The organism is Enterococcus larvae, assembly GCF_017830045.1.
In the GTDB taxonomy this organism is placed as follows: domain Bacteria; phylum Bacillota; class Bacilli; order Lactobacillales; family Enterococcaceae; genus Enterococcus_L; species Enterococcus_L larvae.
On the sequence record NZ_JAEDXU010000004.1, the window covers coordinates 128,152 to 145,167 of the forward strand.

The 17,016-nt window shown below is 41.2% G+C and carries 10 protein-coding genes; all 10 read right to left on the minus strand.

The window, feature by feature from the left end; translation table 11 throughout:
- Positions 1 to 25 precede the first annotated feature (25 nt).
- The 10 genes from I6N96_RS09205 to I6N96_RS09250 all read right to left on the minus strand — a co-directional run bounded on the left by I6N96_RS09205 (position 26) and on the right by I6N96_RS09250 (position 16,902).
- A complete protein-coding gene (locus I6N96_RS09205; protein WP_245186909.1) occupies positions 26 to 2,200 on the minus strand; it encodes a peptidase domain-containing ABC transporter in 2,175 nt (724 codons plus the stop codon).
- Positions 2,201 to 2,216: 16 nt separating this feature from the next.
- Complete coding sequence (locus I6N96_RS09210; RefSeq protein ID WP_209557282.1) at positions 2,217 to 5,318, minus strand: type 2 lanthipeptide synthetase LanM family protein; 3,102 nt, start codon at positions 5,316 to 5,318, stop codon at positions 2,217 to 2,219.
- A gap of 146 nt (positions 5,319 to 5,464) precedes the next feature.
- Entirely contained in the window at positions 5,465 to 5,674 is a 210-nt protein-coding gene (locus I6N96_RS09215) for a mersacidin family lantibiotic (RefSeq protein ID WP_209557283.1), read from the minus strand.
- A gap of 206 nt (positions 5,675 to 5,880) precedes the next feature.
- On the minus strand, positions 5,881 to 8,889 hold the full coding sequence (locus I6N96_RS09220; protein WP_209557284.1) for a SpaA isopeptide-forming pilin-related protein: 3,009 nt from the start codon (positions 8,887 to 8,889) through the stop codon (positions 5,881 to 5,883).
- 981 nt (positions 8,890 to 9,870) lie between these two features.
- Positions 9,871 to 10,581: a winged helix-turn-helix domain-containing protein gene (locus I6N96_RS19950; protein ID WP_209557285.1), complete on the minus strand. Its 711-nt coding sequence runs from the start codon at positions 10,579 to 10,581 to the stop codon at positions 9,871 to 9,873.
- 455 nt (positions 10,582 to 11,036) lie between these two features.
- Positions 11,037 to 13,304, minus strand: a complete 2,268-nt coding sequence (locus I6N96_RS09230; protein WP_209557286.1) for a VWA domain-containing protein — start codon at positions 13,302 to 13,304, stop codon at positions 11,037 to 11,039.
- 28 nt (positions 13,305 to 13,332) lie between these two features.
- On the minus strand, positions 13,333 to 14,001 hold the full coding sequence (locus I6N96_RS09235) for a hypothetical protein (protein WP_245186910.1): 669 nt from the start codon (positions 13,999 to 14,001) through the stop codon (positions 13,333 to 13,335).
- 13 nt (positions 14,002 to 14,014) lie between these two features.
- Positions 14,015 to 14,893: a BsaA family SipW-dependent biofilm matrix protein gene (locus tag I6N96_RS09240; RefSeq protein ID WP_209557288.1), complete on the minus strand. Its 879-nt coding sequence runs from the start codon at positions 14,891 to 14,893 to the stop codon at positions 14,015 to 14,017.
- 85 nt (positions 14,894 to 14,978) lie between these two features.
- Positions 14,979 to 15,737: an LPXTG cell wall anchor domain-containing protein gene (locus I6N96_RS09245; RefSeq protein WP_245186911.1), complete on the minus strand. Its 759-nt coding sequence runs from the start codon at positions 15,735 to 15,737 to the stop codon at positions 14,979 to 14,981.
- Between the two features lie 40 nt (positions 15,738 to 15,777).
- On the minus strand, positions 15,778 to 16,902 hold the full coding sequence (locus I6N96_RS09250) for a BsaA family SipW-dependent biofilm matrix protein (RefSeq protein WP_209557289.1): 1,125 nt from the start codon (positions 16,900 to 16,902) through the stop codon (positions 15,778 to 15,780).
- Positions 16,903 to 17,016: the final 114 nt, after the last annotated feature.

Genomic DNA, 17,016 nt, shown 5'->3' on the forward strand with positions numbered 1-17,016 from the left:
CTTCTTTTGTCTGTCTTTGAGTCTATCAATACTCAGTTGAAAAAAAGGGGCCCTCGACGCTTGATTCTGTCGGCTCGTGGTAAATCGAATAATAGTATCCTTTCTTTTGAATCAGTGTTTCATGTGTTCCTTCCTCCACGATTCGTCCTTGATCTACTACCAGAATCCGATCAAAATGCCTCACTGTGTTCAAGCGATGAGCAATAACGATACAAGTAAAGCTATAGTGCTTCAACTGATTCATGATAAAGTTTTCAGAGATATTATCAAGGGAGCTCGTTGGTTCATCCATCAGCAGCAGCTGTGTTTCTTTGACTAGCGCCCGAGCAATGGATATTCGCTGCATCTGTCCGCCTGACAGATTCATGCCGCCTTCTGAAATCGGCGTCTCCAAGCCCAATGGCAAATTCTGAATGATTTCACTGACTCTGGAATCATAGATTGCCTGTTCCAGTCTCTGTTCATCGAACTCTTCCTGATTCATGACAATATTTTCCAGAAGCGAAGCATTGAAAATCGTCGGCTTCTGGTTCACGATACTGGTAACTCGCTTGATTGATTCTTCGTTAATCGTACGAAGGTCCTGCTGGTTCACTTCGATTGCGCCTTCAGTCGGTTCATAAAGCCCTGCCAGAAGCTTCAGCAAGGTACTTTTTCCTGAACCGCTTTTCCCGACAATCGCAATTTTCTCGCCGGCTTTAACACTGAAGGAAATATCCTCTAAAATATTTTCTTCAAAACGACTGTATTTAAAGGACACGGATCGAACATCCAATGATTGAATCTCTTTTACTTTTACAGCTCCTTTTGGCTTCTTCCGTGTTTCCGAAGCATCCAGTATCTCATTAAGCTTACCGAAATACGATCGCAGTAATAAAATCTCCGTATAAGAATCGAACACGACAACGATTGGTGTAATAAACGCACCTGCCAATGAGTTGAAGCTAATGATTTGCCCCAACGTCAGCTGGTCATCCATCAGCTGGAATACACCAATGTAAATCAGCAGAACAGGTAAAATAAACTGGATTGACGTCTGAATTGTACGCACCCAAGTAGAAAAGCGATCTTTCTCTACTCGAAGGTCGATCTGCTGCCTGAAATTCCCCAGCCATTTATTGTAAAATTGTTTTTCAGAGCCTGAAGATTTCACTGTTTCCATCCCCTCAAACAGCTCCACCAAGATTCTTTGTACACGTGATTGTGCCAGCAGCTCTTTATCTGTTATGGCCTGTACCTTCTTAGAATTAACAAAGGAGATGCCTCCCATCACAATGGCTCCGGCAAATGCAATCAGCGTCATTTGCGGAGAAATCGCCAGCATTAAAATCAGATAAATAAATACAAATAGAAAATCAACGAATAAGGTCAGCATCCGCTGACTCATGATTTGCTGAATGATCACGCTGAGGTTTGCCCGAAAAATCAGGTCCCCGGTAGAACGATTGACAAAAAAGCGCAACGGCAAATGCATGATTTTTCGCATGAAAGCCTTCATTAAGGTTAGATCAAATAGATTCTCTAAGACAATCAGGGTCAAGCCTCTAGCTACCTGAAGAAGATAATAGGCAATGAACATCAACAGAATACCCCAGCCGATTTGCGTGATCAGTTGGTTCGATGCCTGTGAGCGATCGATGATCAGCTGTGTTAAACGCGGAACCAAGATACTGACGCCTTGAATCAGTAAGGTCAAGCCAATAAAGACAGAAGCCTTTAGCTTTTGCTCCTTGAAGATTCGTTTAAAAATCGACAACGCTGCATTCTTTCTTTTCTCTGTGCGCTGGATCGTCACATCCTGAGCCTCTACTAATAGAGCAAAATCGGTAAAAAGCGCTTCAAATTCAGCTAGCGGAATTTTTTTCTTCCCCTCCGCCGGATCTAAGATAACAGCAAAGTCCTTGGTCAGCCTTTCCAAAACAACGTAATGCCTGTTCTCCCAAAAACAAATCACCGGTTCCGTCTGTTCCATTAAAATATCCAGTTCAAGAACACGGATCGCCTTCGTTTCAATCCCACGTTCCTCCAGAATTTCTTTTAAATTCAATAATGTATTGCCGCCTTTAGGAACACCATAGATATCCCGCAGCTGATTCAAGGTCACTGAGTCCTTGTAGTAATTCAAAATCATCGTCACACAAGCAAGACCGCATTCACTGTGTTCACTAGGTTCAACAAACGGTACCTTTTTCTTCAACATAACATCCCCCCTATCCTTATTCCGGTAATTCCAGAGTTAATATATTGGCACTTTTTTTAGGATTGGATAGACGTAAATATTGGTGTCCAATGCCTGACAATCCTGTAAACAATCCATATTTGGGAACAGTCTTCAATCCTTCAAAATGATAATCAGCGGTTCTCTGCTTTTGTTGCAGCCAGTCGATTCTCTCCTGAAGCCTTCCCTGCTGCTCTTGTTTCAAGTGACTCTGTGCACTCAGCAAGTATTCAAGATCTCCGAAGTTGCCATGGCAAAGACAATCATCCGCCTTTTCCTGATTCAACAGACGTTCTGCAGCCATCACTACTTCTTCTGCCAACAACTCATCAGTGAACCCGCTTTCCAGTAAATCCAGATAAGCCATGCCGATACCTGTTGCACCATAGCACCACAAATCATTGACCATTGGAATTGCTGGTCTAAGATCCAGCCAGCCTTTTTGAGCAGCATCAAATGTTTTCCGCTCCTCTGCCAAGCCCCAGCGAATCAGCTGGTCACACGCATCTGTTTCCTCAAGCTTTCTGACACTGTTCGCTGCATGGATCACTCCGGAATAACCGTGGGCAAAACCGCCTTGGGTAATCCCCTCCGTTTTCAAATCCTGAAGCAGTCGTTGCGCAAACTGCTTATATGCTATTTTCTCGGTTATCTCAAAAAGTTGCGTAAACACCTTGATGATGGATGCTGTTCCCCCTGTCCAGTCATAACCACCGATTTGCTCTGCTTGATAGTTTTCCATATAAAATACCGCAATCCGTTCAGCAGCCTCCAAAAGCGCAGACTTTCCACTCAGCTTAAAGGTATACAATAACGGATAAACCGCCGCGAATGAGCCATAGAAAGCAGAAATACTATCTATATATTCCTCACTCAGTTTAAGAACCAGCGCCTCACTCAACTCATAAGGTTCCTTAAATCGAGGATCATCGGTCAAATGATACAGCTCACTGAAATACAGATACATCCCTGTGATGCCATCGTACAGATTTTCGTTCATAACAGTGACCATATAGTTGTCAGAAGAAGTTTCCTCTACATTCTTCCAGGCAATCGAGTCTTCTCCGATAAACGCCGAGTCCAGTAGTCGCTGCCCAATGGCTGCCGCCTGTTCCAGATAGGAATCGGTCTCACTTTCCTGTACTGCTTCAACCACTGTTTCCTGCAGCTCCATCGGATCATAGGTGCCAAATGAGGTATATAAATAATCCAACTGTTCCTCTTCTTCTTGTTGATCGAAATGACTCAGCTTTTCAATTTCAGTATGGATCGCTGCTGCGTCATACATCTTCCCGACATCCTCACCACGACTGGCTGTCAAATTACAGGAATCCGTCCGATTGAAAAAGATCGGTACATCATGCTGCAGCATGTCTCTTACTTCAAAAGGGATTGGCTGCTCATTCGAGTAGCTATGCATCCAAAGATTTTCAAACAGTTTTTCCCTCTCGATATAGTCCACCATACAGCTGGGATGAGTAGAGTAATCCAGAAGATCTCCGTAGCTCTGAGTTGTCTTGATCACATTTCTCACCAGCACATTCGAAAAGCAGCCTTTTACTGTCTGGATAAGAAATTCTCTATTTTCTCTGGCAAAGGCTGAAAACTCACGAAAACCATCAAGAATCAAATGAATATATGGTGTAAAATCTACCTTCTCTCCTTTATACAAAGGAATATTTTCCGCCGCATCTGTCATATGTTCTTCATAGACAAACTGCATATTATCAGAATCGAAATTGATCAGCTTCAATACCTTATAAGGAAGCTTCTGCTGGTCTCCACTCAGTGCGCTTAGCTGAACACCTTGAGCTGCGCCTTCCACATCGCCCTCTGCCTTCTCCTCAAATAGATAGATTGGAACCAAGCCGCTCATGATAACGGATTCCATATTATCCCTTTGCGCCATGACAATCGCATTCTCGCTGTTCGGTGCTGGAAAATTATTCTGAATGATTGTTTCAAGATCGATCATCACCGGATATTTTCCATGAGCCAAAATATTCTCCAAGTGAAAATCATTTCCGTTCAATAAATAAACCAATGCAATCGTATGACCAAATTGACGATAATAATGCTGTAAATCTTCTTCTGACTCACATTCACTATGCGTCAATCGCTCTTCAAAGGTATACTCCGACTTAACGACTTTCTTCGTTAGATAAAAATCAAAACGGGCATCCTCTTTTTGCAAACGTGAAATAAACTGGTCGAAGCGGACACTGATTTCCAAGTTTTTCGGCTTGTAGACCAGTTCAGAACCATCGTCAAACGTCAAAATAGCAACAGATTTCCCTCGATCGTGAGAATCCCCTGCCCCCATTCTCAAACGTTCTACGCAAAACGAATTTCCTATATGAAAGGTCTTCTGCAATTCTTCCTTACTCTCTGCCAATGCCGATAGCAACGCTTGAAAGTTCGCAAGCTGATAGCTCATGATTTCTGCCAGCATCCGTGTCAATACAGGGAAGCTGTAGAAAAATTGGTATAACGATTCTTTATTATAGAAGCGATAAATCAAATATTCCCTGAACCGCTCTTTCTCATCCTCACCCTTGAGGGTTATATACTGCTTTTGATCATGAAGGTCATAGACAAAGGTTCGCAAGCTGATATCCAAAAAGCGATTGATCCCTTCTTCTATGTAGTTACTCAACGCCTGTTCTGCTATACTAACAGTTGGAAAATCTTTTGCAGACTCTCTAATTTTCGAATCAAAATAATTGATATGCAGGCGCAATGCGTAAGTAAAGTTGACGTTTACCTGAGCCTCGATGTCACGTTGATCTGTATCCACCGATTCAAATATTTCTTTGGTAGTGTTCAGCCAGTCTTCTTGCGACAGCTGTTGGAATAGATCATTCTGTTCCTCTTGTGTCATCGCTTTAATGGCGAAGCCAAAATCCTGTTCAGACAACTCCATACTGGAGAGTATTTGTTGAAATCGTTCTTCTGTGACCAATGTCGGACGTTTACGCCAACTCAAGAAGTTAGCCAATCTTTCTTCTGGATAAGACAGGTTATTTCTGTCATAATAGTCTTTCAGCAATGTATATCGTTGCTTGATCGACGTCGCTCTTGCCAAGTTCTCAATTCTCATAAGTAGCTCCTTTTAAGTTTTTGAAGAGATCAGTCAGCGAACTTCTTGCTCCTCAGTTATAGTAAACCTATGTATAATGTTATTAAAAATAAGTGCTAGATAAGCACTGCTGGAACAGTTGCTTATCTAGCAAATTCAGTATTTCATTAACGCCAACCGCAACAACGGCTTGTGAAACAGCTATAACTGCATTTCGTAGAATAACAGTTACTTGAAGATGATGATGATGACGAAGATGATGAAGACCAGCTCCAGCTTCCTCCGATTCCGAAGAAGCTTCCTTGAACTTTGTTCATTTCTTCCGGCGTCAATTCTTCAAAAGATTTTCCAACCTTCTTTTCTGCTTGTTTATCCACTTTTATTCCTCCCTTCGTACAACACGGTTTTTAAAACCAATACTCTATTACGAATCGTACTAAATCATTCATCACAGAAAATCAAGCTGCTGCCTACAGTAAAAGCAGCAACGCTCCTATTCTTTGGCGCTTGTTTAGTCGTATTCATATATATTTAAAATAGCCGCCCTAAACGGCTATTTTAAACCAAATAGGGGTGTATCCTTTTAGATTTTCAAATTGACGATTGTCAGCTTGTCCTTTTGAATCTGGAATGCAGCAGCATCTTCTACTCCATCAAAGTTCAACTCGGTTGCTTGCATTGTTAATTCTGATGCAGCAGCATGCAGAATCTTATAATCTCCAACAGGAAGATACGTACTGATTTGACCAAAATTATTTGTTTCAGCTTGAATCACATTATTGTCACTATCGATCAACCAGAATTTTTGTCCTTTAGTATCTAGCGTCGTTGAAGTGACAAAAATCACGGCTCTACCTTCACCAAATCGCTGTCCAGTAGGTCTGTTATAAACATTTTGAATCGTTGTCTGCCCTACTGTGACCCCCACTGTATAAACATTTGAAACAGGATCAAGAGAATAGCCTGGCGGTGCAATTGTTTCTTCTATCACATACATACCCGCTGCTAAATTATATAAGTTGATTTCGCCGTTTTCATCTGTTACCTCTGTCACTTCTGAACCATCTGGATATGTGATTTTAAAGGTCGCCCCCGGCAGTGTTGTCGTTGTCGTCCCTCCAAATGCATCTCTAGCATATTTCACGATTTTCAGTGCACCGACATCATTGATTTTCACATTTGGATGAGCGATTTCTGCGACTTCACCAGCTTTAACTTCAATTGGATAGAACGTATTATCTTCTTCGTATCCCGGAGGAGCTGTTTTCTCTACAACATAGTATGTCCCAGGTTCTAAATTATCGATCAATATCACGCCATCTTGATTTGTTGTGTATGTGCCGACTAATGAATAGTTTTTATCATATACTTCAAAAACGGCATCCGATAAATAAACAATTGGATCAGAATCCTTCTCATATTTGATAATCTTCAATGAGCCCAACTCTGCTTCTTCCTCTTTATTGACGACTGTCACACTTGGTTTTGGTGTATCTTTTGATACAGTTACCTTGATTGGTGTCGCATCCAGTTCATAACCATCTGGTGCTTTTGTTTCCACCAATGTATATTCACCGTATGGCAAGTTATTCAATTGCGCCACACCAATTGCATTCGTTGTAATTGTGTCAATCTTTGTTCCAGAAGCATCAAATACATCGAAGATTGCTCCTTCAAGTCGTTTGCCGGTCTCATCTTCCTTGATGACTTCCAGACCACCTCTTGATTCTTTGTTCACTACTGTCACTGATGGATTCGGTGTGTCTTTTGATACAGTTACCTTGATTGGTGTCGCATCCAGTTCATAGCCATCTGGTGCTTTCGTTTCCACCAATGTATATTCACCGTATGGCAAATCAGTCAGCTGCGCTTTGCCGTCTGCACCCGTTGTAATCGTCGCTACTTTCGTTCCTGACGCATCAAACACATCAAACTCAGCCCCAGCCAATGGGTTGCCCGCTTCGTTTCTTTTATCTACTTCCAAGCCGCCTTTTGATTCTTTATTAACTACTGTTACTGACGGATTTGGTGTTGTCGCTGAAACTGTTACTTTGATTGGTGTCGCATCCAGCTCATAGCCATCTGGTGCTTTCGTTTCCACCAATGTATATTCACCATACGGCAAGCCAGTCAGTTGCGCTTTACCGTCTGCGCCTGTTGTGATCGTCGCTACCTTCGTACCTGACGCATCAAACACATCAAACTCAGCTCCCGCTAATGGGTTGCCCGCTTCATCTCTTTTATCTACTTCCAAGCCGCCTTTTGACTCTTTATTAACTACTGTTACTGACGGATTTGGTGTTGTTGCTGAAATAGTTACCTTGATTGGTGTTGCATTCAATTCATAACCTGGAGGTGCCTTTGTTTCTACCAATGTATATTCACCATATGGCAAGCCAGTCAGTTGCGCTTTACCGTCTGCGCCTGTTGTGATCGTTGCTACCTTCGTACCTGACGCATCAAACACATCAAACTCAGCTCCCGCTAATGGGTTGCCCGCTTCATCTCTTTTATCTACTTCCAAGCCGCCTTTTAATTTCTTATTAACTACAGTTACAGACGGATTTGGTGTTTTTGCAGAAACGGTAACTTTAATAGGCGTTGTATTCAGCTCATAGCCTGGAGGTGCCTTTGTTTCTACCAATGTATATTCACCATACGGCAAGCCAGTCAGTTGCGCTTTGCCATCTGCACCTGTTGTGACCGTCGCTACTTTCACACCTGACGCATTAAATACATCAAACTCAGCTCCCGCTAATGGATTGCCGTCTTCGTCCTTTTTAACTACTTCCAAACCGCCCTTTGATTTCTTATTGACTACAGTCACCGTTGGGTTTGGTGTTGTTTTTGAAATAGTTACTTTGATTGGTGTTGTGTTCAGCTCATAACCGTCCGGTGCTTTTGTTTCCACCAATGTATATTCGCCATATGGCAGATTGGTCAATTGCGCTACACCATTTGCATTTGTAGTTACTGTTCCAACTTTCGTTCCTGATGAATTGAAAACATCAAAGGTCGCTCCGGCTAAAGGACGGCCGTTTTCATCCACCTTTTTGATATTCAGGTTTCCAGTCGTACATGCCGGCTTGTTGTATTTTTTCAAACAAACTGTCACACACGCCTTCAACGCAACTGTCACAGGAGTACTTTCCAGCTCATAACCAGCTGGCGCTTTCGTCTCTACAACCTTGTAGGTACCAAGAGAAAGTTTACTTGATTTTGCTACCCCAAAAGCATTTGAGGTAATAACCTCAACGACTTTTCCAGCACTATTATAGATAGTAAACTGGGCCCCAGCCAACTTCTTGAACGTTGTTGAATCATATTTTGTGATTTCTATATATCCGCCAAAAACTGGCAGAAAACAACGACTATTCAGGCTTAAAGAAGTTGTCTGCACGCCGCTTAATACCGACGCAGCGGGATCTACTGGAGCTTCCTGTCCTGTTTCAGATACACCCGTTGCGTTCCAGCCTCCACCTGCGGGTACATTAACTGCTGCTTCTGCTTCAGTTCCCTGACTGGAGAAAAGCACAAGTGCCATGATCATCATGGCGATTGGATAAATTACTCGTTTGATTCCTTTTTTCACTCTCAACTCGTCCTTTACATATTTATTTTTTTATCATATAAACCCTATTAAATTATCTATTACACGAGAAGTTGTTAGTGAAGCGATTTAGGCGTAATGCTTTGTCTCGAGGATCGTAGTAATGTAGGAACCGGAGAGACACATTTTTAAAGCAATACTTTGTCTCAATCCCCTTAGTATTGCGAGAATTATAGTGACAAATCTTTTAGTTCAATATTTTGTCTCAATTCTCTTAGTATTGTGAGAATTATAGTGACAAATCTTTTAGTTCAATACTTTGTCTCAATTCTCTCAGTATCGCGAGGGTTACAGAGACAAATCTTTTAATTCAACACTTCGCTTCGAAGATCGCAGCATTGTGAAAAATATAAAAACAATTTTATTAGTGCTTTCCTCGAAACGAGCTGTAACTCTTGAACCATAGAGACATATCTTTCAAATCAGCGCATTATCTCAAGGTCATAGTGAAACAGAACGCAAGGAAATTTTTTTGTGAAAACAGTGCTTTACTTTCTCATGCAGGCACTCGTCATCGTTTAGGGCTCACAAGTGCGTCAAGTTACCAGTTCTGCCTTTAAGACCAACTCTTCCAGTGGAATGGTCTATGTATTACGCACCATTTCTTTGAAGGGGTTACTGTACTAAATCAGCAGAATCGCTGCAAAAACGAGATTGTGTGAAGCTGTAAAAAACTCATACATTGATAAGAGTTAACTATCCCTTAACTTGTAATGTAAACAAAGGAAATAAGATGATTTCTCGTTTATTTAACAGGCTTTATATAATTACTCATGTTGATAAAATCACAAAAAACCAGTACCCATTACACATGCTCCCTTTCTTCGCTATACTACCCAACAAAACAATAGTAACACAAAGTTCAGTTATCTTCACTAAAAAAAATATAATTCTTCCAAAAGATAATAACTGATTGTTTGCTTAGGTGGAATTACCGGCTTTTCAGGATTTTATTAAAACGAATCATCCATCTACTTTATCTGTAGGCGGAACAAACATATACCCCTTGCTTCTTACTGTCTTGATCACACTGAGATTTACCGGATCATTTTCCAGCTTACTTCGCAGATGAAAAATGATATTTGCTATTCTAGGCTTCCCATTGACCCGCTTCGTTCCCCATAACTTCTCATAAAGCTCATCATATTTAAATGTTTTCTTCGGCTGTTTACTCAAAACCGAGAGTGCTCGATACTCCAGCCCCGTCAGCCCAATTTCATCTTCTCCATTAACAATGACACTCTGATTGTCCGGATTCAACTCAAGACAATCCGAACGCTGCCCCTTGTTGAAGGTGTGCTCAAAATCTTTTTCCAATAATGCCTTTCTTCCCGTCAATGCATTGCGAACAATCAAAAAGAACTCCTGACCTTGGTCGCTGATGATGTTTCCATCTACACCTAACTGTAGATAAATCATACGATTGACTTCCGAAATCTCATTTCCATATGTCCATAAGAGCATATGTTTTTTCTCCCGCAGCTTTGTGATCAATACGCAGCTTTCACTGATATTTTTCTGATGCTCATCCACAATCACTGCTGCATCCATCGAAAGGGCTTTGTCTATTTCCGATTTTTCCAACTCGACAATACTGATGTCCTCTCTGGATAAAAGTTCCTTTTGCTGCTGCTTTAGTGTACCGGATAAATTAAATACTCCAATTGTAGGCACAACTATTCCTCCCCTCTTTATATGTAACCATTTAACTCACTTAAGGAGCTATTGCCCCTGCTTCTCCTTAAAAAGCAGGTAACTAACTCTTAAAGCCATGCATGAACAGCAATCCTCAACAGATATTGATTTGTGGAAAATCCGTAGGCATTACTGATTTCAACTCGTTTATTTTTATTGCCGGCACTTTTTTGATTTAAAGAGCCAGTCTTAACAGCTTTCAAAAAATGGATAATAAAAAGTACTGGTTCATCAATGCTCAATAGTCAAGACCGTGTTCCATAAGCATTTCTCACGCTTTCTGTCTGAAAGAAGCCAAGAGCGCTTCTATCTTCTTCAGGTCTCTATTGGATGATTGTTGATGTCCAGTACTTTTTTTAATTGAGCTTTTGATATTTCGTTCTATAAATGGTCAAGTTGGAAACTCGAACCATTGTCCAAGCGTTTCACTTTGTTTACGGAGTACCAAATTTGTTCACTTCATAGTCCCAGCTATATGGTCTTGGCGAATCTTCACTCTGACCACCTGAGTCTGTTCCCAGCTTAGGTTCAATGAACATCGTCAACCAATACTCAGCGGTATCAATATCGTAAGTCAGAACTGCGCCGTTTGTCGTAACCAAATCAGCCGTATTCGATGATATATGCTTGTTGCTTATGTCAAGGCTATCTTTTGTCAATATATAACCATGCAGCTCATAATACTCAGGAACCAAATCATCGATTTTGATTGCAGCTTCCCGATTTTCAATCGACAGCTTGTATTTTGTGAACAGCGATTCATTTACCTCAGCTGGTGTGTTCAACGTTGTACTCCCTGAGGTAAGGTTCAGCGTTGCAGTTGAAGAGTCTATCACTGCATTGTAGAATGCTCTACTTGGAATAACTAACTCACCGTTAGGGTTCAAGACTACTTGACGGATATTCAACCCTTTAGACACCATTCTATTTTTTACTATGATTTCTACGTCATCATAGTCGCCGGTACCGCTTAAAAATTCAAAAATTGCTGTACTGCCTGATGTCGGAACACCATTGATATCAATAGATACACTATACTTTTGTGATGAGGTCAGGCTTTCCGCCACATTGTATTCAGTGTCGGTTTGCCAAGGATGGACTGTTTCAATAAATTGACCATCTGCTTTTACCTTGAAAGTATCATCAACTGTATATTGATCGTTCCCATAGGCAACATCAAATTCCTCTGTAGAGCCTGTAATTTCCTGATCGTCTTCATCATAAAGTTCTTTTTTCAAACGAACGATAGTTGGTTTGACCTTTGGTACCTTAAAATCTACTGAGTGATCTACATCAAATGCATCTGTATAGTCCAAGATTGTCGGCCCATTGGTTTCTGCTAAACCATTGCCATCAAGAACCCCAAGTACATCATTGTTGCCATCCACACGATAGGTCAATTCCGCATACATGATGTCTTCATCTGGATCATTGCTGATTGGATTCAGCATTTCACCGATGTCCCAAGCGATCGTTTGCAAACCAGCAGAACCAGACACCGTCACCGTTCCTTGTGAAGCATTCGTATCTGTCACAGTCCCATTTACAGTAAACCCTGTTCCCATTGGATCTGTTACATTCGCTACTTTTACGTTTCCGACAAATTCTCCCGCGATCCCCATTAGAATTTCTTCTAAATCATCAGGCGTTGCATCATAGCTTTTATCTGGTGAGGAAGCGACTTTTTCCATTACTTCTTTCGATGTACGAATAATCTCTGAAGCAACCAATCCATCCACACTAATCTGTTTATCTAAGTCCAGCCCAATCGTATAAATATTGGTGATCAACTTTTCTCCAGCTGATTTATCTATATCTTTACTTATCGTTGCTTCAGCAATAGCACTGTTTGCATGGTTTCCAAAAAGGACATCATCACTATTTGTAGATGGAACAAATATTGGTGATTCTCCAATCGACAAATAGGTTTTACCAAAGCCATATCTAACACTGTAATCAAACTTATCTTCTGGTATCGTTTGAACCGTTTGATAAGCATTTTTACCAGGATAAAAGTCCTGATTAAATGCTTCCATCCCGCTTAAACTGTTATATGGCGATTTAGGTGCATAACTAATCGTTGGCACACCATCAGAAACCAATACAATATTTCTACTATTCGAAGTAGCTGTTTTTATGATATTTGTTGCCTCTTTTAATGCAGCTTGTGTAAATGTCGTTCCCTCGCGTGTATAATCCAATGCTTCGATCGTATTGATCAATTCAGTCCTATTTGATGCACCTACCCATTGTCCAGTAGAAAAGTTATGTGTTGTAACTGTACTGTCGTAGGTAATCAAAGAAATCTTATGAAGATAATTATCCTGAAGCAACTGTTCAACAAAGCTTTTTGCGGCTTCTTTTGCTTTAGGCATTCGATCTCCTTCTGACATACTTCCAGAAGTATCTACAATCAATACTACTTCTGCAGCTGGTGGCGGAAAGCTGTGGCGTGCTTCAACACGTAAGGTAACATCCCACTGATTGACCATACCATCCACTGGTGTTGCTGTTTTACTAACGCCCACCTCTCCATAGTCTAAGCCGAATTGATTTCTTGCTGCTGCGCTTTCGCCAGACTCATTTGCCTTGATTGGCGCATTCGTTGTCAACAAAGACTGGGAAAAAATGATCATACTGATAAAGAAAAGAAAAAGTGCAGCAAGCTTGAACATACCCTTATTATTTCTTATTTTGCTCATTATCTTCCTCCTCTAGTGCGTATTCCGTTTAATTTCCATCTGTTTGATCCTTCAACAAATCATCAACTGCTAATAATGGATTTGCAGATGGTGTCTGGCCGTTCCACCAAGCATCCCGATATGCATATTTCGTCGCTCCGATTCCTTCAACCTTGATTTCAAAATCAAGAACTGCACCGGTATATTCAGTAGTTATATTGGCCTGATTCATTCGCACTGTCGTGAATAACGGAGTGGTTTTTTCCCCTGCTGTCAGTTTCTTTTTGTAGTAAAAGTACCCATCCTTACCATCGATCCAATCCGTTAAATTGTAGTCGATCGTTAAAACAGCATCTGCTCCTTCTGTGGTTGCCGGTAGTAAAGTAACAGCACCACTGCCGCTGGTTTTTGTAATGACTGGCAAGGCCAACACTCGAACAAAGCTGTTCATCTCGCCGGCATTCTTAACGGTCACTATTTTTGTATAATCGATCTCCGGTTCAAATGTGCCAGGTGGAATAAATTCTTCTTCAATTTCCGTCCTTAAATCGCTGATACGGAACTCATTTTGCTTCTCATCCGCATCGGTCAATGCTGCATAGGTCTGTTGCACACCTTTATAGGCAATCAAACTGATAACAGCGACTATAGCAAGAATACCAAAGGACATTTTGTTCAAAAGCAGCTTTTTTTTCGGTTTACGTCTTACTTTTTTCAACGATGCCCCTCCTTTATTTTTCCAAATAGTCTCTGTACATTTCATGAACAGCACCTAACTGAGGCAGCCCCCATGTGTCAAGGATCACTTCTGTTGCATCATGTGCATCCATCACAGGATTGAACTGATACAATGCTCCTTTGTATTTGTTTGGTGCGCTGGCATTAAGCAGAATACTGTTCAATACCGGTGCTGTCGATTGACCCGGATCTACCAACTCTGAATAGTAGAAATAACCATCACTGTATAGCCAGTAATCTGTGGTTCCTGCTGGCGGAGTCGTCGTATAAATATGGTTTGGCATATTCAATTCAAACCACTTGAACAGACTGCTTTCCCTGTTCACATCCTGAAATTTGAACATTTCAGTTCCTGTTGATCGATCAGGTACAACCGCCTCTTTTGCAATATAGAACTTCTCATCATATTTATACGTACCACCTGCCTGTGCAGCAGGGGCCCAGGTTTCTACCTTTTTACTGTCAACACTTGGCATTATTTCCCCAGAAGCCAGCTTCAGATTCCCGTTTCCGGTTTGGTCCGTCACATCGATTTCGAATAATAGTAAGTATTCGTAAAATGCTACACGAATCAACGCTGGGACATTTCCTGTATTCTTAACTCGAACGACCTTCTGAGTCGTCAGTCCAGGCTGCCATTGATAGTTCGCCTCAAAGTCTTCATCTATTTCGGCCGCTAAGCGCGTACCGATAAAATTATTTTCTTTCTCAGCTTCTGAAGTGAACCATGCATACGTACTTCCCAGAACCATTAAACTGGAAAAAAAGAAAACCAGCAAAAGTATCGGAAGCTTGTTACTGTTCAAAGGAAAGCTCCGCTTTTTCTTTTGTTTCTTTTTTAGCAAACGACCCATTCTTTTTCTTTTTGACATTTGCTTCCCCCTTATTATTTAATCGCTCTCCGGAAATACATATGATTTACTGTACATCCATTACCAATCAACCTCTTGATTATGACTATGATTTCTTTTTGTCTAAAACCTTATGCTTAACAATCAACAGAGCCACCATAACTAAAAACATACCTATGATGACAAATATCATGGCGTTTCGCCATTCTTCCCCAGTATTCGGCAACTTTAACAAATCCTTCCCCGGTGTCGTACTGCTTGAAGTCCCCGGTTTTTTCGGATCATCACTACTGCTGCTTCCTGTATCAGGCAGCTTCGTTTTTACTGCTTTGAAATACCAGATATTCTCAAAAACATTTTTTTCAGCAAAATCCTTGTTGCCGTATTTCTTTCCATCTAACTCGAAATACGCTTCCAGCATTCGTGTATCCCCACTTTTGAAGGTTCCAAGATCGACTGGTGAGGCAACATCCTGAAGATTGATTTTGCCGTTATCTCCAGATAATGGACCAGAATAAATCACTTCGCCGTCGTAAACTAAGCGCATCTGTATTGCTTCTGACAAGTCCAATGTCCCCTGAATCAGGGTCGGCTTGCTGACCCGCATCGTTAAATGATACGGAATATCTCTTTCTAAATTAGTAATTGTGATTTTCATTGACCAGGCTTTCCCCGGCATCACATCTCGCACATCGACCAAGTACTCTCCATCATCTTCGATTTTTATTCCCTGATCGTCTCCGATTACCATACCGGGAGGAAGTTCAACGGCTTTCGCTGTATCAGCAATAACTAGTGACAAGAGTAGGAAAAGAATCCCCACACTCATATATATTGCCTTTCTAATATTGCTTTTCATTTTCATTTCCCTTCCTCCTAAGTCGGTAATCAAATCAAATTAGTGCTTATTTTTCTGGTGTAATAGCTTTCAATGCATTTGCAATTTGTGCACTTGCACTTCCTGCTGCTGGTGTAGGCAACCATTGGTCAACCGCACCTTGGAACGCAGAGATTCCTTCAGCATTTACAGTCAAGTCATATTTCAGCTTGCTGTATGAATTGTCAGCAGCTCCCAGTAATGTTACAGCATCCAATAATTGAGTAGTCAACGCGCCTGGTGCAACTACACTTGTATAGTAGAAGTAACCATCATCAACGTTGAAGAACCATTTGTCAGCGCCAGTAGCGTTTGTTGTAATGTTGTTGAACAACAATTCGATTGGGTGTTGTTCATTTGGTGTTACAGCTGTATTAACAAGAGAAGTCAATACATCGTTATTTCCATCAACAAATGCTGGAGTTGGGTTGTAAATTGTTGGAGCTGTCCAATCTCTTGTGATTGCTGCTGCATAAGTCAAGTCAATATAAGACATTGCTGCTGCAGAACCAGCTTTCAGAGTGATTGCGCCAGTGTTTTCGTCACGATCATATCCGTTGATACCAGTTGCATGGAATTGTTTTGTTCCGTTATCCCATACTTGACGATACGTGTGTGTTACTACGATATTTGGAGCCGTACCAGTTGTTTCAGTTTTCTCAACAACTTTCAATGTGTACGTACCCGCGTAGTCTCCGCCAGCAATTGTGATTGTTGGTGCAGTTGGGAATGTAGATGCAACATAAGCTGGATCTGTTGGTAAGCTTCCTGGAACAACATAAGCTTGAGCTTCAGTTAATCCATTCAATTCAGTACCAGTTGTTGTTTGTTTTGCTACATGGTCATCCAACAATTGCAATGACTCATCCAGCCCAACACGGATCAACGCATCGTATTTACCAACGTTGGCTACCTGTACATCCTTGTTTACTTCTGAACCTGGTTCCCAATCGGTCGGTGGTTCAAATGTTTCCACGATCTCGATGTCTTTACCTGAAGCAATTTCACCTTCAAAGTGGTTGGTTTTTGAATCTTCACTTGTAAACCAAGCGAATGTTGCCGATAATGCGGCTACTGCTGCAAAAGCCCCAGCTGCAGCAAGTACTTTTTTCTTCTGACTCTTCTTCTGAGTATTATTCAGATTTTTTTTCATTTGTAGAGTTCCCCCTCTTAATATATTATTGACTCCTTGCTTGAGGTTGTGACAAAAGCGTTTAGCTCCGAGAATCAGCTAGGCACTGTTTGATATCATTTCGCGCCTCACTTG